We start from the raw sequence: 18,256 nt of genomic DNA, 5'->3' as shown, positions 1-18,256 counted from the left end.
CGAAAATAATGGAACAGAACATCACCCGGCGGTTGGCCCACCGGGTGACAGAACCATCAGCGATCAGCGCACAGGGGGTGCGTATTGAATGCCGCCGTTGTTCCACAGCGCGTTCAGGCCACGGTCGATTTCCAGCGGGGTGCTCTTGCCCAGGTTGCGCTCGAACACTTCACCGTAGTTACCGACTTGCTTGACGATCTGCACGACCCAGTCTTTCTTCACTTTCAGGTCTTTGCCGTATTCGCCGTCAGCACCGAGCAGACGCGCAACGTCCGGGTTCTTGGTGGACTTGGCTTCAGCTTCAACGTTTTTCGAAGTGATACCGGCTTCTTCAGCGTTGAGCATGGCGTAGCCCACCCAGCGCACGATGGCCAGCCACTCGTCGTCGCCGTTACGCACGACCGGACCCAACGGTTCTTTGGAAATGGTTTCCGGCAGAACCACGTAGTCTTTCGGCGCGGCCAGCTTGCTGCGCTGGGCGAACAGTTGGGACTTGTCGGAAGTCAGTACGTCGCAACGACCGGATTCCAGCGACTTGGCGCTTTCGTCGGAGGTGTCGAAGGTGATCGGGGTGTATTTCAGGTTGTTGCCGCGGAAGTAGTCGGAAACGTTCAGCTCAGTGGTGGTACCGGCCTGGATGCAGATGGTTGCACCGTCCAGTTCCTTGGCACTTTTCACGCCCAGCTTGTTGTTTACCAGGAAGCCGATGCCGTCGTAGTAAGTGATGAAGCCTGGGAATTTCAGGCCCATGCCGGCGTCGCGGGAGCTGGTCATGGTGGTGTTACGGGACAGAATGTCGACTTCGCCGGACTGAAGCGCGGTGAAACGCTCCTTGGCATTCAACTGGCTGAATTTGACCTTGGTCGCGTCGCCGAAAACGGCAGCGGCCACAGCGCGGCACACGTCAGCGTCGATCCCGAGGATCTTGCCGCTGGCATCCGGCACCGAGAAACCCGGCAGGCCGTCACTCACGCCACATTGTACAAAGCCTTTCTTCTGCACGGCATCCAGGGTGGCGCCGGCTTGGGCGAAACCGCTGACACCCAGTACAGCCGCCGCAGTCACGATGGCCAGGGTGGATTTCAATACCTTCATTCAAACCTCCAGTTTGCTCTTGTTGTGTCGGAGCTCGAACCTCAGCGCACCCTTATGAGGCGATATCGACCCGTGTTGGCTTTTTTTAGGGTCAAGCAGCATGAGGCTTTCGCGGTAATTCCAGCTGCTTTCCCACAACGGTAGTCACTGATAGTGTTACCGAATCAGGAAAGCTCTGACATCGAACTACACGTAGCAAGGCGCGTACCAGAGTGATGGCTGAGCCGTTTCAGCCCACTATCAAGAGCAAAAGATTCAACCTTGCGACATTCTCTTAACAGATCAACCCGTGACGCACCGTTCCGACGCACTTAATCGGAGCGCCCGCACGTATATGGAGCAGACATGACCGAACCCTTGATTCTTCAGCCCGCCAAGCCCGCAGACGCCTGCGTCATCTGGTTGCATGGCCTGGGTGCCGATCGCTACGACTTCCTACCGGTAGCCGAAGCGCTGCAGGAAAGCTTACTGACCACCCGTTTCGTTTTGCCCCAGGCACCGACCCGCCCGGTGACCATTAACGGTGGCTACGAGATGCCCAGCTGGTACGACATCAAGGCCATGAGCCCGGCCCGTTCCATCAGCCTGGAGGAGCTGGAAGTCTCGGCGAAGATGGTCACGGATTTGATCGAAGACCAGAAGAGAACCGGAATAGACGCGTCGCGGATTTTCCTCGCCGGTTTTTCCCAGGGCGGCGCCGTGGTTTTCCACACCGCATTCCTGAATTGGGAAGGCCCGTTGGGCGGCGTGATCGCCCTCTCCACTTATGCACCCACATTCGGGGATGAGCTGGAATTGTCCGCCAGCCAACAGCGCATTCCAGCCCTGTGCCTGCACGGCCAATACGACGACGTGGTGCAGAACGCCATGGGCCGCAGCGCCTACGAGCACTTGAAGACCCGTGGTGTCACCGTGACATGGCAGGAATACCCAATGGGCCACGAAGTGTTACCCGAGGAGGTACGCGATATCGGTGCCTGGTTGACCGCTCGCCTGGGCTGAAAACCACCGTTTATGTAGCCATATGACAGACGCACTACGCCGCGCCCGATTCTTGCATTACACTGGCCGGCGTACATTCCTTAACCAATTAATGAGATCACCGTGCTCGAAGCACTCAAGAAGATGTTCGGCAAAAGCGAGGCCGAGCCGCTCGCGCCTGTTCCCAGTGCTCCTGCCCCGACTGCCGGCAGCCGCAATGGCGGTCAACAGCCCGACCGGACTGCGCCTGTCGCCCAGCCCAAGACGCCTACGGTGACACCGCCTGAAACGGCTAAAGAAGCCGCACCTGCCCCCAAGCCGCGCCGTGAGCGCGCGCCAAAACCGCCCGTGATCCCATGGAAACTCGAAGACTTCGTCGTCGAGCCCCAGGAAGGCAAAACCCGCTTCCACGATTTCAAACTCGCTCCGGAACTGATGCACGCCATCCAGGACCTGGGTTTCCCATACTGCACTCCGATCCAGGCGCAGGTGCTGGGCTTCACCCTGGCCGGCAAAGACGCCATCGGCCGTGCCCAGACCGGCACCGGCAAGACCGCCGCGTTCCTGATCTCGATCATCACCCAGTTGCTGCAGACGCCACCGCCGAAAGAGCGCTACATGGGTGAGCCGCGCGCACTGATCATCGCCCCGACCCGCGAGCTGGTGGTACAGATCGCCAAGGACGCTGCTGACCTGACCAAGTACACCGGCCTCAACGTCATGACGTTTGTTGGCGGCATGGACTTCGACAAGCAGCTCAAGCACCTCGAAGCTCGTCACTGCGACATCCTGGTGGCAACACCGGGCCGCCTGCTGGACTTCAACCAGCGCGGCGACGTGCACCTGGACATGGTCGAAGTGATGGTGCTGGACGAAGCAGACCGCATGCTCGACATGGGCTTCATCCCACAAGTGCGTCAGATCATTCGCCAGACCCCGCCGAAATCCGAGCGTCAGACCTTGCTGTTCTCCGCGACCTTCACCGAAGACGTGATGAACCTCGCCAAGCAGTGGACCACCGACCCGTCCATCGTCGAGATCGAGGCGGAAAACGTCGCCAGCGAAAACGTCGAGCAGCACATCTACGCGGTGGCCGGTGCCGACAAGTACAAGCTGCTCTACAACCTGGTCAACGACAACGGTTGGGAGCGGGTGATGGTGTTTGCCAACCGTAAGGATGAGGTGCGTCGCATCGAAGAACGCCTGGTGCGTGATGGTGTGAACGCCGCACAACTGTCGGGCGATGTGCCGCAGCACAAGCGCATCAAGACGCTGGAAGGTTTCCGCGAAGGCAAGATTCGTGTGCTGGTGGCGACCGATGTGGCCGGACGCGGGATTCACATTGATGGCATCAGCCATGTGATCAACTTCACCCTGCCGGAAGTGCCGGATGACTATGTGCACCGCATTGGCCGTACGGGCCGTGCCGGGGCTGCGGGGGTGTCAATCAGTTTTGCGGGTGAGGATGACTCGTACCAGTTGCCGTCGATCGAGGCGCTGCTGGGGCGCAAGATCAGCTGCGAGACGCCGCCGACGCATCTGTTGCGGGCGGTGGAACGTAAGCGCCCCTAAAGCTGGAATGCGGTAAAAAATGTGGGAGCGGGCTTGCTCGCGAATGCGGTGTATCAGTACCAGATTCATTGACTGACACTGCGCATTCGCGAGCAAGCCCGCTCCCACATTGGGTTTTGTGTTTAGCCAGCTACTTCCAGCGGTCTGCCGCGGCGTGATCGCTACTGCGCCCTTCCACCCAACGCGCGCCCTCACTGGTATTTTCCTTCTTCCAGAACGGCGCCCGCGTCTTCAGGTAGTCCATCACAAACGCACAGGCATCAAACGCTGCATGGCGATGGGCACTCGCTGCCGCAACAAACACAATCGGCTCACCCGGCTCCAGCGCGCCAATGCGGTGCAGCACTTCCAGCTTGAGCAACGGCCAGCGCTGCTCGGCTTCCACGGCGATCTTGGCCAGGGCTTTTTCGGTCATGCCGGGGTAGTGTTCCAGGAACATTCCCGCCACATCCAGGCCGTCGTTGAAGTCGCGCACGTAGCCAACAAAACTCACCACCGCGCCGACGCCGACATTGGCCGCGTGCATGGCATTCACTTCGAAGCCTGGATCAAACGGCTGGGCCTGCACACGAATGGCCATGATCAGCCTCCGGTCACGGGTGGGAAGAATGCCACTTCGTCACCTGCCTGCACCGGTTCATCAAGGCCGCACATCTCTTCGTTGCGCGCGCACATCAGGCTGGTCTCGTTGAGTACGGCAAACTCCGGGTCACTGGCTAACGCCAGACGCACAGCATCAACGGTGGCGAACTCACCTTCCATCTCCAGCGAATCAAAGCCCACATCTTCGGCGTAACGCCCAAAAAACAATACGTTGATGCTCATGCCTGGTCCGCCTTGAAGTGCCCGCTCTTGCCGCCAAGCTTTTCCAGCAGGCGAATGCTTTCGATGGTCATACCGCGATCCACGGCCTTGCACATGTCGTAGATGGTCAATGCCGCGACGCTGGCGGCGGTGAGGGCTTCCATTTCCACGCCGGTCTGCCCGGAGAGTTTGCAGCGCGCCAGGATGTGCACCGAGTCAGCGCCATCGGCGCTCAGTTCGACCTTGACGCCCGTCAACATCAGCGGGTGGCACAGGGGGATAAGGTCACTGGTTTTCTTCGCAGCCTGGATCCCGGCAATGCGGGCCACGGCAAATACGTCGCCCTTGGGATGGGCACCGTCGACAATCATTTGCAGGGTCTCGGGCAGCATGCGCACCCGGGCTTCGGCCACGGCTTCACGGAACGTCACGGACTTGTCGGTGACGTCGACCATGTGGGCGCGACCTTGGGAATCGAGATGAGTCAGCACAGGGATACTCCTGATCAGGAGCACCGATTGTAAACCCGTGGGTCAATTTTGCGCACGGCTGATTGTGCATAGGAGCCGGCAAGCCGGCTCCTACAGTGTGTAGTGTTTACAAGTGAGATTCGGCGTACTCAGCCAGAATCGAACGTGGAACCCCTTGCAGCGCAATGTGCACGCCGTTCGGGAAATCTTTGAAGCGTTCCGTCAGGTAGGTCAGCCCGGAGCTGGTCGCGGACAGGTAAGGGGTGTCGATCTGTGCCAGGTTGCCCAGGCACACCACTTTGGAACCGGCGCCGGCACGGGTGATGATGGTTTTCATCTGGTGCGGGGTGAGGTTCTGGCATTCATCAATCAAAATCAGGCTCTGCTGGAAGCTGCGACCTCGGATGTAGTTGAGGGATTTGAACTGCAACGGCACTTTGCTGAGGATGTAGTCGACGCTGCCATGGGTGTTTTCGTCATCCATGTGCAAGGCTTCGAGGTTGTCGGTGATCGCTCCCAGCCACGGCTCCATTTTTTCCGCTTCGGTGCCGGGCAGGAAGCCGATTTCCTGGTCCAGGCCCTGCACGCTGCGGGTGGCGATGATGCGGCGATAGCGCTTGGTCACCATGGTCTGCTCGATGGCGGCAGCCAGGGCGAGGATGGTTTTACCGGAACCGGCGGCACCGGTCAGGTTGACCAGGTGGATGTCCGGGTCGAGCAGCGCGTACAGCGCCAGGCTCTGGTAGATATCACGCGGTTTCAGGCCCCAGGCTTCCTGGTGCAACAGGGGTTCCTGATGCAGGTCGAGGATCAGCAGCTTGTCGACCTGGATCTCTTTGATCCAACCCACAAAACCCTGTTCGTCGACGATGAATTCATTGATGTGCACGGCCGGAAGGTTGTCGATCAGTTGCACCTGGTGCCAGGTGCGGCCGTGGTCCTGACGGGTTTCGACCTTGCTGACGCGGTCCCAGAACGAGCCGGTCATCATGTGATAACCACGGGACAGCATCGACACGTCGTCGACCAGTTGGTCGGTGCTGTAGTCCTCGGCCGCGATCCCACACGCTCGGGCCTTGAGGCGCATATTGATGTCTTTGGTCACCAGCACTACGCGCAGGTCCTTGTCGCGGGCGTGCAGGTCGATCAATTGGTTGATGATTTTGTTGTCGTTCAGATTCTCCGGCAGCAGGCTGTTGGGCTCGCTGCGCTTGCTCATAAGAATCGACAGCAAGCCCTTGGGCCCGCCTTTGCCGCGCTGGATCGGCACGCCGACTTCGACGTCCTCCGGCGACGCTTCGCCCAATGTCTTGTCGATCAGGCGGATGGCCTGGCGGCATTCGGCGGCAACGCTGTGGTGCCCGCTTTTGAGTTTGTCGAGCTCCTCAAGCACGATCATCGGGATGGCGACGTGGTGTTCTTCGAAGTTGAGCAGTGCGTTTGGATCGTGGATCAATACGTTGGTATCAAGCACATAAAGGATTGGCTGGTCGGAAGAAGGGTTACGTCCATGATCATCCATACTCGGTCACCTTTTGTGGGAGCCAGTCGACGCAATACCTGGGCGGTGCTGCGCCTCGATTCGACCACCGACTGCACCTGAGTGACGTCAAGCGCAGTGCCCACCTGAGGAGTCTTGGAAGACGCCACCTGTGCTGCAGGGTTCGGCGATCTGACTTCGTAATACCGCAAAACGTGTGACAGAAAAAAGCACTTTGACGCTTTTTTGAAGTTTATTTTTCAGGATGACGAATAGCACTAGCCGAGTCCCCCTTACCCCGCTAAAGTCGGAAGTCCGCCTGCTTCGAAATGTCGCATAAAATCACCCCAAAAACGCCTCATCCCCAACAGGGCCGGGCATTTTCAGCGAAACGCCTCCCGGCAGTCCTGCCAACCCAGACCACTCTGCGCCGTCGCCTGCAACAGCATGGGTAACGCCACCCGCGCCTTGTCCTGGGTGTCGTGAAACACAATCACGCCTTTGCGCCACAACAGCATCAAGGTCAGCACCCGTTGCGCCGATTCATCGGCCTTGAGTTTGCCCGGTTCATCCTGGGAATCGATGTCCCACAACGCCACCTGCAAGCCCTGGGCTTGAAAGAAACCCTGGCTGTCTGCACGACGTTGGCCATAGGGCGGACGGAACAGCGGCACGTAGTTTTCCGGCATCAGGTTCTGCGCCAACGACGCGCTGCGGGTGATGGAACTCTGCCAGTCCACCCAATGGCTGTGTGAACGGTATTGCCAACCCTGCGTGCCGACGCACTGGCCTTGGTACAGCGCCTGCACGTCGGCCACCGAACTGCGCTCGACACGGGTTTGCAGGCTGCTGCCGAGGGCGAAGAACGTGGCGTTCATCTTTTGCTTGCGCAGGTAGTCGGTGAGCCAGTCGGTATTGCCGCTGACCGGCGCGGGGCCGCCGTCAAAGGTAAGCAGGAACAGGCGATCGTTGAATTCATCGCCATTGCGCTCATGGTCGCCGAAGCGCGCGACTTCGCTGCTGATCTGCGGGAACAGCGCGGCCTTGCGCAGCAGCTCGTCCAAATAACGCTCATGGAACACATGGCTGGGGTTGGCCCAGCCTATATAGAAGGAGTCTTCGCTCACCTCGAATTTGCCGGCCTGCTCGCGCAGATCGTCCATGTTCTCTACCAGATAGCAGAACGAGGCGTCGACCTCGCAACTCTGCTGGGCGAACGTATAGTTCTCCAGCAAGCGCTGCCAGAGCTGGCGACGCAGGTCGTCTATGGCGGACAGGTTGATGATCTTCAAGCCCAGGCGCTGCTTGAGCGCGGCTTCGTCCTGATTCTCGCTGGCCAGCAGGCTGTGAGCGAACATGAGGATTTCGGCGCGTGAGGCCACGTCGAACAGCGCCGGGCTGCCGAGCTTTTCGGGCCAGCTGCCACGGTCCAGGCTGGCCACATCCACGGGCGCTGCCTGGGCATTCAGGCATAGCAGACATGCCGATAAGAAAAGCGCTATTCGCACACGGGGTCTCCCTCTCCAGAGTCACCGGCCATCATAGCGGATCACGCCTATCGCCATCATAGGTGGAGTCAAAACGCCCCAGCCCCTAGAATCCCTCCCACGATTACAGGAGACGACTTCATGCTGATGGTGATTTCACCCGCCAAGACCCTCGATTTCGAGACCGCGCCTGCGACCCAGCGCTTTACCCAGCCGCAGTACCTGGACCATTCCCAGGAGCTGATCGAGCAACTGCGCGAGCTGAGCCCGGCGCAAATCAGCGAATTGATGCACGTATCCGACAAGATCGGCGGCCTCAACGCCGCCCGTTTCGGCAGCTGGACGCCTGCGTTCACGCAGGAAAACGCCAAGCAGGCGCTGCTGGCCTTCAAAGGCGACGTGTACACCGGCCTGAATGCCGAAACCTTCAGCGACGCCGACTTCACCTACGCCCAAGACCACCTGCGCATGCTCTCGGGCCTCTACGGCCTGCTGCGCCCGCTGGACCTGATGATGCCGTACCGCCTGGAAATGGGCACCAAGCTGCCCAACGCCCGTGGCAAGGACCTGTACGCGTTCTGGGGCACGCGCATCAGCGAGTGGCTGAACGAAGCGTTGGCTGAACAAGGCGATGACGTCCTGCTAAACCTGGCCTCCAACGAATACTTCTCGGCGGTCAAGCGCACGGCCCTGAACGCGCGGATCATCAACACCGAGTTCAAGGACCTGAAGAACGGCCAGTACAAGATCATCAGCTTCTACGCCAAAAAAGCGCGGGGCATGATGAGCCGCTTTGTGATCGAAGAACGCATCAACGACCCGGCCAAGCTGAAGGAATTCGACGTGCAGGGCTATCGCTTCAATGCGGAGCAGTCGAAGCCGGATAACCTGGTGTTCTTGCGCGATCACGCACCGGAATAAGGCTCCAGAGAACACTGATGAACAAATGTGGGAGGGGGCTTGCCCCCGATGGCGGTGGATCAGCCAGCTTATCTTTAGCTGACCCACCGTCTTCGGGGGCAAGCCCCCTCCCACATTTTTAATCGCGTTTTGATCGACGGAACGTCATATTTTTGGCGTCAAAAAACATCTTGACGCATCTCTAACAATTCTTTCACTCGACATCCGTCGTTTTTTTTCGTAGTGGCACCACTTTTTTTAAACACTAGTGGCACAAAACTATCCCCCTCTCCAAACTCCCCATAACTACTGGTCCAAATAGCAAGTGCTATCAATATAATGCCAGTGCCATCTTTCCTAATATTTCAAGAAATTTCCGGAAACAGGATGAGCGGCCCGGAACTTCGTCTAAACACACGGCTCATACCACCGGTAACGAAATTCTCTGTTTCTGTAAGAGATGACTTACATGACGACCCAAGGAAGTAGCAAAGTTGCCCCATCAACTTTGACTCATGGGTCATATCATCAACTGATATGAGTTGAGGGCGGCGATAAGGATGAATTGCTATCCCCTATAGGCCAAGGCAGCGCTTACCCAAATGTGTCAGTGATGACACCCAAGGTGTTGATAAACAAAGGCTTAAAGCCTCTATCTGCACCCTGTGGCACTGGCGTCGGCACCTTCCCCCAGGAAGGCCGGCTGCATTTCAGGGCAAGCCCCAATAACAAGGCCAAGTTGCGCACAACTTGAGTGCAATAGTTAGTCACTCACTAATTAACATGCCTGTACGCGGTAAGTCGGCGTCTATTCGCCCAACTTTCGTGGCATCAGTGACGCTTGCAAACATGAACTCCAGCCATTAATTGGCATGATTAATACAGTCTTCAATGACAAAGAGGTAAATGCGATGCGCATCAGCATATTTGGTCTCGGTTACGTTGGCGCAGTGTGTGCCGGTTGCCTGTCTGCCCGTGGCCACGAAGTGGTTGGCGTAGACATCTCCAAGGACAAGATTGACCTGATCAATGCGGGCAAATCGCCAATCGTTGAACCGGGTCTGGGCGAGTTGTTGAGCCAGGGTATTCAGAACGGCCGACTGCGCGGTACCACCAACTTCGCCGAAGCCATCCGCGACACCGACCTGTCGATGATCTGCGTCGGTACGCCGAGCAAGAAAAACGGCGACCTGGAACTGGACTACATCGAAGCGGTATGCCGCGAAATCGGCCTGGTCCTGCGTGACAAAACCTCCCGTCACACTGTGGTAGTGCGCAGCACCGTGCTGCCAGGCACCGTGGCCAATGTGGTGATCCCGATCCTCGAAGACTGCTCCGGCAAAAAAGCCGGCGTCGACTTCGGTGTGGCGGTCAACCCGGAATTCCTGCGTGAATCCACCGCCATCGCCGACTACGACCTGCCACCGATGACCGTCATCGGCGAATTCGACAAAGCCTCCGGCGATGTCCTGCAGTCGCTGTACGAAGAGCTCGACGCGCCGATCATCCGCAAGGACATCGCCGTTGCCGAGATGATCAAGTACACCTGCAACGTCTGGCACGCCACCAAGGTCACCTTCGCCAACGAAATCGGCAACATCGCCAAGGCGGTCGGCGTCGATGGTCGCGAAGTGATGGAAGTGGTCTGCCAGGACAAGACCCTCAACCTGTCCCAGTACTACATGCGCCCTGGCTTCGCCTTCGGTGGTTCGTGCCTGCCCAAAGACGTGCGCGCCCTCACCTACCGCGCAAGTTCGCTGGACGTGGAAGCGCCACTGCTCAACTCGCTGATGCGCAGCAACGAGTCCCAAGTGCAGAACGCCTTCGACATCGTCTCCAGCCACGACAAACGCAAAGTCGCCTTGCTGGGCCTGAGCTTCAAGGCCGGTACCGATGACCTGCGCGAAAGCCCGCTGGTAGAGCTGGCCGAAATGCTGATCGGCAAAGGTTTCGACCTGAGCATCTACGACAGCAACGTCGAGTACGCCCGTGTCCACGGCGCGAACAAAGACTACATCGAAGGCAAGATCCCGCACGTGTCGTCCCTGCTCAACTCGGACTTCGACGACGTGATCAACAACTCCGACGTGATCATCCTGGGCAACCGCGATGAGAAGTTCCGTGCCTTGGCGCATAGCGCACCGCACGGCAAGCAAGTGATCGACCTGGTGGGCTTCATGGCCAATGCCACCAGCGCCGGTAGCCGTACCGAAGGTATTTGCTGGTAACAGCAACAGCCAGTTCCGGGCTGCAAGCGTACTTCCCCAGCGCTTGCAGCCCGGAGCCTTCTTCACCTTCGGATGACGCTTATGTCCACGTTAAAACACATATTGCTCCAATCCGCCGGCTGGCTGTTCTTCCTCAGCCTGCTGATGGGACTCGCGCTGCTGCTGCCGGCGAGTACGTTCGACTCCGAGTCGAAGAATTTTATTTTCCTGATTGGCGCTGTCGGTATCTGGCGCTACTCGATGGGTGCTACGCATTTCTTTCGCGGCATGCTGTTCCTTTACGTCGTCTACCCGCACCTGCGCCGCAAAGTGCGCAAGCTGGGCAAGGCCGCCGACCCGTCCCACGTGTTCCTGATGGTCACCAGTTTCCGTATCGATGCGCTGACCACCGCGCAGGTCTACAGCTCGGTGATTCGTGAAGCCATCGAATGCGGCTTCCCCACCACCGTGGTCTGCTCGCTGGTGGAAATGTCCGATGAGCTGCTGGTGAAAAGCCTGTGGGAGAAAATGAACCCGCCGGAACACGTGAAGCTCGACTTCGTGCGTATCGCCGGTACCGGCAAACGCGACGGCCTGGCCTTCGGTTTCCGCGCCATCTCCCGCCACCTGCCGGATGACCGCGCAGTCGTTGCGGTGATCGACGGCGACACCGTGCTCGCCGAAGGCGTCGTCCGCAAGACCGTGCCGTGGTTCCAGCTGTTCGGCAATGTCGGTGGCCTGACCACCAACGAATTCTGTGAAGTACGCGGCGGCTACATCATGAGCGAGTGGCACAAACTGCGCTTCGCCCAACGCCACATCAACATGTGCTCCATGGCCTTGTCCAAGCGCGTACTGACCATGACCGGTCGTATGTCGGTGTTCCGCGCCAGCGTGGTCACCGACCCCGGTTTTATCGCCGACGTGGAAAGCGACTCGCTGCAACACTGGCGCCTGGGCCGTTTCAAATTCCTCACTGGTGACGACAAGTCCAGCTGGTTCAGCCTGATGCGCCTGGGCTACGACACCTTCTACGTGCCGGACGCCGCGATCAACACCGTGGAACACCCGCCGGAAAAGAGCTTCATCAAGGCCAGCCGCAAACTGATGTTCCGCTGGTACGGCAACAACCTGCGCCAGAACTCCCGCGCCCTTGGCCTGGGTGTGCGGCGCCTCGGCCTGTTCACCAGCATCGTGCTGTTCGACCAGCGTGTGTCGATGTGGACCTCCCTGCTCGGCCTGACCGTGGCGATCATCGCCACCTTCAAGTACGGCGGCGCGTTCATCCTCGCTTACCTGCTGTGGATCGGCATCACCCGCCTGATTCTCACCCTGTTGCTGTCGTGCTCCGGCCACAAGATCGGCCCGGCCTACCCGGTGATTCTCTATTACAACCAGATCATGGGCGCGCTGGTGAAGATCTACGTGTTCTTCCGCCTTGATCAACAGTCCTGGACCCGCCAGGACACCAAACTGACCCGCGATTTGGCCAGCTTTCAACGTTGGTTCAACACCTGGTCGTCTCGGACCATGACCTTCTCCGCCGGCAGCATTTTCGTCGCCGTGTTGCTGATGATGGTCTGACAGCCAAGCCTGAATTAACTAGGAGCTACACCTATGAGTCAGAACACCATGAATAGCCAAGCAAACGTCAACGTTGTCCACGAATCCGAAGCCCAGCGCCAACATGCCCGCGTGAAAATCCCGGCCAAGCTGCGCTTCTTCAACACTGACCGCACGCCGACCGAAGCCCGGGTGATCGACCTGTCCGCCGGCGGCCTGGCCTTCACCTCGACCCAGCCGTTGACCGTCGGCGAAGTGCACAAGGGCCGCCTGCAATTTGTGATCGATAACCTGGGCCTGGCCATGGACGTGGAGCTGCAAATTCGCTCCTACGACCGCCAGACCGGCCGCACCGGTTGCCAGTTCCAGAACCTTGAACCTCAGGATATTTCCACCCTGCGCCACCTGATCACTTCACATTTGTCCGGTGACATCGTGACCATGGGTGACGTGCTGGCGACCCTGCAACGTGACAACTTCACCAAGGCGCGCAAGGTCAAAGATGGCGGCAGCAACATGAGCGCCGCCGGCCGTCTACGCGCCGTGGTGTTCAGCACAGGCATCTTCATCGTGGGCCTTGCCGCCTTCGGTTTCGTCTTCAAATCGGTGTACGGCATGTACTTCGTCAGCCACGCCCAGGCGGGCCTGGTCAGCGTACCTGGCATGAACGTGACCATGCCGCGCGACGGCACCGTGCAAAGCCTGCTCAAAGGAGACGCGATCGCCGCCAAAGGCGCGCCGCTCGCCACCTTCAGCACCAGCATGCTCGATGTGCTCAAGGGCCACCTGGACGAAGACCAACTGCAACCGGCCAAGGTCGAAGAGCTGTTCGGCAAGCAAATGACCGGTACCCTGACCTCGCCGTGCGATTGCGTGGTGGCCCAGCAAATGGTCGCCGACGGTCAGTACGCCAACAAAGGCGACGTGATCTTCCAACTGGTGCCACGCGGCAGCCTGGCCAATGTGGAAGCGCGCTTCACTTATCGCCAGTTCGCCGATGTTCGCCCAGGCACGCCGGTGAGCTTCCAAGTGGCCGACGAAGAACAGGTCCGCACCGGCACCATCGTCAGCAGCACCAGCCTGAACAGCGCCGACCTGTCGTCCGACATCCGCGTGCAGATCAAGCCTGACGCGCCACTGGACAGCACCTACGCCGGTCGCCCGGTGGAAGTGACCAGCGACCGTGGCCCCTCGCTGAACTGGCTGATCGATAAAGCCATGGCTGCGGGTCTTTAATCATGAGCGCCCTTCGAAACCTGCCGGTGCCCCTGGCGCTGGCCATCGCCCTCGCCGGTTGCGCCGGCCTGCCCGACCAACGCCTGGCTAACGAAGCTTTGAAACGTGGCGACACCGTCACCGCGCAGCAGAATTACCAGCAACTGGCAGACCTGGGTTACAGCGAGGCCCAGGTGGGCCTGGCCGATATCCAGGTAGGCACCCGCGATCCGGCGCAAATCAAACAGGCCGAAGCCACCTACCGCGCAGCGGCGGACACTTCGCCCCGCGCCCAGGCCCGCCTCGGTCGCCTGCTGGTGGCCAAGCCTGGCAGCACCGAAGCCGAACACCATGAAGCCGAAGGCCTGCTGAAAAAAGCCTTTGCCAATGGCGAAGGCAATACCCTGATCCCGCTGGCGATGCTGTACCTGCAATACCCGCACAGTTTCCCGAATGTGAATGCGCAGCAGCAGATCAGCAAATGGCAGGCAGCGGGTTACCCGGAAGCCGGCCTGGCCCAGGTGCTGCTGTATCGCACCCAGGACACCTACGACCAGCATCTGGATGATGTGGAGCGCATCTGCAAAGCCGCGCTGAACACCACCGATATCTGCTACGTCGAGCTGGCCACGGTCTACCAGAAAAAAGCCCAGCCGGAGAAACAGGCCGAGCTGCTCAAGCAGATGGAAGCCGGCTACAGCCGTGGCACCGTCACCGCACAACGCGTCGACAGTGTTGCCCGCGTACTCGGCGATGCCACGCTTGGCCAGCCGGACGAAAAAACCGCCCAGGCCCTGCTGGAAAAAATCGCCCCTGGCTACCCGGCGTCCTGGGTCAGCCTGGCGCAGTTGCTCTACGACTTCCCGGAACTGGGTGACGTCGACCAGATGATGAAGTACCTGGACAACGGCCGCGCCGCCGACCAACCGCGCGCCGAGCTGTTGCTGGGCAAGCTCTACTACGAAGGCAAGTGGGTGCCGGCTGACGCCAAGGCTGCCGAAGCGCACTTTGAAAAAGCCGTGGGCAAGGAAGTGGCCGCCGATTACTACCTCGGCCAGATCTATCGCCGTGGCTACCTGGGCAAGGTCTACCCGCAAAAAGCTCTGGACCACTTGCTGACCGCTGCGCGCAACGGCCAGAACAGCGCCGATTTCGCCATCGCCCAACTGTTTTCCCAAGGCAAGGGCACCAAGCCCGATCCATTGAATGCCTACGTCTTCAGCCAATTGGCCAAAGCCCAGGACACGCCAGAGGCCAATGACTTGGCCACGCAGCTGGAAACCCCGCTGACGCCTGAGCAACGCGCCCAAGGCCAACGCCTGGTGCAACAGGAACTGGCCGCCCGCGGCACCCTGGCCCAGAGCACGCTGCAACTGCACGCCCTGGAAGAAGACGACGGCGAGGAATCCCTATGAAGCTCAACCCATTCGTCAAGGCCGGTATCGGCCTGACCTTCGCCCTGCTGTGGTCGTGTCCGACCCTGGCCGCGCTGACCGAAGCCAAGAACTTCGGCCTGGAAGTCAAAGCCACCGCGCAGTCCGAAGACGACCGCGACCTCGGCACGCAGAAAGGCGGCGACGTCAACGGCGTCGGCCTCGACCTGCGCCCGTGGATCTACGGCGAAAGCGGCGCGTGGAGCGCCTACGCCATGGGCCAGGCCGTGGTCTCCAGCGACATCATCGAGACCGACCCGCTGCAACAGTCGGCCGATGACGAAAACCAGCAAACCACCAACAACGACCGCAAGACCAAGAAAAACTACTTGGCCATGCGTGAGTTCTGGGTTGGCTACAGCGGCTTCACGCCCTACCCTGGCGAGATCCTCAAGCTGGGCCGTCAACGCCTGCGCAACGACGACGGCCAGTGGCGCGACACCAACATCGAAGCGCTGAACTGGACCTTCGACACCACCCTGCTCAAGGTCAATGTCGGGGTTGCCGAACGCTTCAGCGAATACCGCACCGACCTCAAGGAACTGTCGCCCAAGGACAAGGACCGTCAGCACCTGTACGCCGACGCCGCCTACCAGTGGACGCCCGGCCAGTGGATCGGCTTGCGCGGCCATCACACCCATGACAACGGCAAGCTCGACTACCCGGAACCCGGCGTACCGACCGACTCGTTGGACAAGCGTGAAAATGGCGACCTGAGCTGGCTCGGCATCGAAGCCAACAGCGACGCCTACAACTGGCGCAACACCAACACGGTCAACTACTGGGCCAGCGTCACCGGCATGCGCGGTGACCGTGATTCGGTCAACGCGTTGAACGCCGACGGCACCCGCCCGACCAACGCCAAGCGCAGCGACGATGTCAGCGGCTGGGCCACCGACCTCGGCGTGCGCCTGCGCCTTGATCCACAGTGGCAAGTCGGTGCGGCCTACTCCCGCGCCAGCGCCGAGTACGAACAGAACGGCCTGCAGAGCAACCGTTCGAACTGGACCGGTACCCAGTCTCGTGTACACCGTTTCGGCGAAGCCTTCCGTGGCGAGATGAACAACATGCAGTCCATGAGCCTGTTCGGTTCCTGGCAACTGCGTGAGGACTACGACGCAAGCCTCGTGTACCACAAGTTCTGGCGTGTCGACGGCAACAAGCCAGTCGGCAGCAACGGCATCGACGCGGTGCAGAACAATACCGACGACGTGACCGGCGCGATCCTGTCCAGCACTTCCCTGCCGCTTGAAGACGGCAAGAAAGACCTGGGCCAGGAGATGGACCTGGTCGTCACCAAATACTTCAAGACCGGCCTGCTCCCGGCCGCCCTCAGCCAATCCATTGACGAACCGTCGGCCCTGGTGCGCTTTCGTGCTGGTGTATTCAAGCCGGGCGATGCCTATGGCAGCAACGTCGACTCGTACATGCACCGCGCGTTCGTCGACGTGATCTGGAAATTCTGATGGGAGCCTGCGCTATGAAACCTCATAAGTTGCTGGTCGCGGCGATGCTGATGGCTAACGCCACCGCCTTCGCCGACACCGCGCAGCCGGTCAAGGCGCCAACCATCGCCAAAGAGCTGCAACAGGCCAAGACCTACACCATCTCCAGCCCGCCGACCGCGCCGCTGGAAATGGCCAAGCCGGCCCTGCCGGATCTGTCGGGCTACACCGATGCGGCGATGGAAAAAAAGATCGTCCGAAGCAAGCCGGGCAAGATCAGCATCCGCCGCATGATGCAGGAAGACGCCCTCAAGGACTTCATCGGCGGTGACAACAAGATGGCTGAATGGGTGGTGCGCCAACACGGCATTCCCCAAGCGATCTTTGTCGACGACGGCTACATGAACCTCAAGGACCTGCTGGGCAAGGTGCCCAAGCAGTACCTGAGCGAAACCTCGCCGGGTGTGATCGTGGCCAAACTGCCGATCGTGGTGGGCCGCAAGGGCATCCTGGAAATCGACAAGAAGACCCAGGAACTGCGCCTGTCCCAGGAAGCCGGTTCGTTCCTGATCAACGACGGCCAGTTGTTTGTGCGTGATACTAAAGTTACCGGCTGGAGCGAAAAGGCCAACGGCCCGGCGCTGTTCAAGTCGCCCAAGGAATTCCGCCCGTTCCTGCTGGCCTGGGGCGGTACCGAGACGTACATCTCCAACACCAAGATGGCCAGTTTCGGCTACGCCAACAGTAAGTCGTACGGGGTGAGTATTTCCCAGTACACGCCGAACATGGCCAAGGTGCTCAAGCGTCCGGAGCCGACCGGCTGGATCATCAACTCCGAGTTCTCGGACATGTGGTACGGCTTCTACTGCTACGAGACCACGAACTTCGTGATCAAGGGCAATACCTACAAAGACAACATCGTCTACGGCATTGACCCCCATGACCGCTCCCACGGCCTGATCATCGCGGACAACACCGTCTACGGCACCAAGAAGAAGCACGGCATCATCATTTCCCGGGAAGTGAACGACAGCTTCATCTTCAACAACCGTAGCTACGACAACAAGCTCTCGGGCCTGGTACTCGACCGTAACAGCGTCAACAACATCGTGGCCGACAACGAGTTCTACCGTAACCACACCGACGGCATCACCCTCTACGAGAGCGGCGACAACCTGCTGTGGGGCAACAAGGTGATCGCCAACCGTCGCCACGGCATCCGCGTGCGTAACAGCGTGAACATCAAGCTGTACGAAAACACCTCGATGGCCAACGGCTTGACCGGCCTCTACGGCCACATCAAGGACTTGACCGACACCGACCGTGACATCGCCCTCGACCCGTTCGACGCCAAGGTCTCGCTGATCGTGGTCGGCGGTGAACTGGCGGGTAACGGCAGCGGGCCGCTGTCCATCGACTCGCCATTGAGCGTGGAGCTGTACCGCGTGTCGATGCTGGCGCCGACCAAATCCAGCGGTATCAGCTTCAACGGCGTGCTGGGCGATCGCCAGGAAGAGATTCTCGACCTGCTGGTGCGCCAGCAGAAAGCCGTGCTGATCGACCCTGTCGAACGCCAGACCGAATTGCAGGACTGAGGATGACCC

15 protein-coding genes are annotated in these 18,256 nt (G+C 59.8%); 9 read left to right on the top strand and 6 right to left on the bottom strand.

Going from position 1 to position 18,256, the window contains the following annotated elements:
• Positions 1-63: 63 nt before the first annotated feature.
• Positions 64-1,095, bottom strand: a complete 1,032-nt coding sequence (locus HX793_RS06015; RefSeq protein WP_016978213.1) for an amino acid ABC transporter substrate-binding protein — start codon at positions 1,093-1,095, stop codon at positions 64-66.
• A gap of 345 nt (positions 1,096-1,440) precedes the next feature.
• On the opposite strand from HX793_RS06015, the gene HX793_RS06010 reads away from it, so the two are divergent.
• Both HX793_RS06010 and rhlB read left to right on the top strand, forming a co-directional pair.
• Positions 1,441-2,097, top strand: a complete 657-nt coding sequence (locus HX793_RS06010) for an alpha/beta hydrolase (RefSeq protein ID WP_177094910.1) — start codon at positions 1,441-1,443, stop codon at positions 2,095-2,097.
• A 96-nt stretch (positions 2,098-2,193) separates the two neighbouring features.
• Positions 2,194-3,648 (top strand): ATP-dependent RNA helicase RhlB, encoded by a 1,455-nt coding sequence (gene rhlB / locus HX793_RS06005; protein WP_177095052.1) that lies wholly within the window; start codon positions 2,194-2,196, stop codon positions 3,646-3,648.
• Between the two features lie 130 nt (positions 3,649-3,778).
• Here rhlB and moaE read toward each other — a convergent pair whose 3' ends face one another.
• The 5 genes from moaE to HX793_RS05980 all read right to left on the bottom strand — a co-directional run bounded on the left by moaE (position 3,779) and on the right by HX793_RS05980 (position 7,910).
• Positions 3,779-4,228 (bottom strand): molybdopterin synthase catalytic subunit MoaE, encoded by a 450-nt coding sequence (gene moaE, locus HX793_RS06000; RefSeq protein WP_177094912.1) that lies wholly within the window; start codon positions 4,226-4,228, stop codon positions 3,779-3,781.
• A gap of 2 nt (positions 4,229-4,230) precedes the next feature.
• Positions 4,231-4,473: a molybdopterin converting factor subunit 1 gene (gene moaD, locus HX793_RS05995; RefSeq protein WP_177094914.1), complete on the bottom strand. Its 243-nt coding sequence runs from the start codon at positions 4,471-4,473 to the stop codon at positions 4,231-4,233.
• On the bottom strand, positions 4,470-4,943 hold the full coding sequence (moaC, locus tag HX793_RS05990; protein ID WP_017736740.1) for a cyclic pyranopterin monophosphate synthase MoaC: 474 nt from the start codon (positions 4,941-4,943) through the stop codon (positions 4,470-4,472). Before moaC ends, moaD begins: the two co-directional genes overlap by 4 nt.
• A gap of 106 nt (positions 4,944-5,049) precedes the next feature.
• Positions 5,050-6,444: a PhoH family protein gene (locus HX793_RS05985; RefSeq protein ID WP_003188745.1), complete on the bottom strand. Its 1,395-nt coding sequence runs from the start codon at positions 6,442-6,444 to the stop codon at positions 5,050-5,052.
• Between the two features lie 341 nt (positions 6,445-6,785).
• A complete protein-coding gene (locus HX793_RS05980; protein ID WP_177050158.1) occupies positions 6,786-7,910 on the bottom strand; it encodes a polysaccharide deacetylase family protein in 1,125 nt (374 codons plus the stop codon).
• Between the two features lie 120 nt (positions 7,911-8,030).
• Between HX793_RS05980 and yaaA the strand changes: the two genes are divergently transcribed.
• The 7 genes from yaaA (at position 8,031) to algG (ending at position 18,247) form a co-directional block, all read left to right on the top strand.
• Positions 8,031-8,810 (top strand): peroxide stress protein YaaA, encoded by a 780-nt coding sequence (gene yaaA / locus HX793_RS05975; RefSeq protein ID WP_016978205.1) that lies wholly within the window; start codon positions 8,031-8,033, stop codon positions 8,808-8,810.
• Between the two features lie 890 nt (positions 8,811-9,700).
• Positions 9,701-11,017 carry a nucleotide sugar dehydrogenase gene (locus HX793_RS05970; protein ID WP_177050160.1) on the top strand — a complete coding sequence of 439 codons (1,317 nt, stop codon included), beginning with the start codon at positions 9,701-9,703 and terminating at the stop codon, positions 11,015-11,017.
• 72 nt (positions 11,018-11,089) lie between these two features.
• On the top strand, positions 11,090-12,580 hold the full coding sequence (gene alg8, locus HX793_RS05965) for a mannuronan synthase (RefSeq protein WP_016978203.1): 1,491 nt from the start codon (positions 11,090-11,092) through the stop codon (positions 12,578-12,580).
• Between the two features lie 48 nt (positions 12,581-12,628).
• On the top strand, positions 12,629-13,795 hold the full coding sequence (locus HX793_RS05960) for an alginate biosynthesis protein Alg44 (protein WP_177050168.1): 1,167 nt from the start codon (positions 12,629-12,631) through the stop codon (positions 13,793-13,795).
• Between the two features lie 2 nt (positions 13,796-13,797).
• Positions 13,798-15,189 carry an alginate biosynthesis TPR repeat lipoprotein AlgK gene (gene algK, locus HX793_RS05955; RefSeq protein WP_177058605.1) on the top strand — a complete coding sequence of 464 codons (1,392 nt, stop codon included), beginning with the start codon at positions 13,798-13,800 and terminating at the stop codon, positions 15,187-15,189.
• On the top strand, positions 15,186-16,673 hold the full coding sequence (locus HX793_RS05950) for an alginate export family protein (protein WP_177058607.1): 1,488 nt from the start codon (positions 15,186-15,188) through the stop codon (positions 16,671-16,673). The genes algK and HX793_RS05950 overlap by 4 nt, the downstream gene beginning before the upstream one ends.
• A complete protein-coding gene (gene algG, locus HX793_RS05945; RefSeq protein ID WP_016978199.1) occupies positions 16,673-18,247 on the top strand; it encodes a mannuronan 5-epimerase AlgG in 1,575 nt (524 codons plus the stop codon). Before HX793_RS05950 ends, algG begins: the two co-directional genes overlap by 1 nt.
• The last annotated feature ends 9 nt before the right edge of the window (positions 18,248-18,256 follow it).

Origin of the sequence: Pseudomonas reactans, from assembly GCF_013387025.1 — a bacterium.
Lineage (GTDB): Bacteria > Pseudomonadota > Gammaproteobacteria > Pseudomonadales > Pseudomonadaceae > Aquipseudomonas > Aquipseudomonas reactans.
The sequence above is the reverse complement of the archived record's forward strand: the minus strand, read 5'-3'. Positions and strand labels throughout refer to the sequence as shown.

What these genes read in the sequence shown, in the direction of transcription:
- HX793_RS06015 (WP_016978213.1), bottom strand. Translation starts at nt 1,095, where the DNA reads ATGAAGGTATTGAAATCCACCCTGGCCATCGTGACTGCGGCGGCTGTA.
- HX793_RS05985 (WP_003188745.1), bottom strand. Translation starts at nt 6,444, where the DNA reads ATGGATGATCATGGACGTAACCCTTCTTCCGACCAGCCAATCCTTTAT.
- yaaA (WP_016978205.1), top strand. Translation starts at nt 8,031, where the DNA reads ATGCTGATGGTGATTTCACCCGCCAAGACCCTCGATTTCGAGACCGCG.
- alg8 (WP_016978203.1), top strand. Translation starts at nt 11,090, where the DNA reads ATGACGCTTATGTCCACGTTAAAACACATATTGCTCCAATCCGCCGGC.
- HX793_RS05970 (WP_177050160.1), top strand. Translation starts at nt 9,701, where the DNA reads ATGCGCATCAGCATATTTGGTCTCGGTTACGTTGGCGCAGTGTGTGCC.
- algG (WP_016978199.1), top strand. Translation starts at nt 16,673, where the DNA reads ATGGGAGCCTGCGCTATGAAACCTCATAAGTTGCTGGTCGCGGCGATG.
- moaE (WP_177094912.1), bottom strand. Translation starts at nt 4,228, where the DNA reads ATGGCCATTCGTGTGCAGGCCCAGCCGTTTGATCCAGGCTTCGAAGTG.
- moaD (WP_177094914.1), bottom strand. Translation starts at nt 4,473, where the DNA reads ATGAGCATCAACGTATTGTTTTTTGGGCGTTACGCCGAAGATGTGGGC.
- HX793_RS05950 (WP_177058607.1), top strand. Translation starts at nt 15,186, where the DNA reads ATGAAGCTCAACCCATTCGTCAAGGCCGGTATCGGCCTGACCTTCGCC.
- algK (WP_177058605.1), top strand. Translation starts at nt 13,798, where the DNA reads ATGAGCGCCCTTCGAAACCTGCCGGTGCCCCTGGCGCTGGCCATCGCC.
- HX793_RS06010 (WP_177094910.1), top strand. Translation starts at nt 1,441, where the DNA reads ATGACCGAACCCTTGATTCTTCAGCCCGCCAAGCCCGCAGACGCCTGC.
- HX793_RS05960 (WP_177050168.1), top strand. Translation starts at nt 12,629, where the DNA reads ATGAATAGCCAAGCAAACGTCAACGTTGTCCACGAATCCGAAGCCCAG.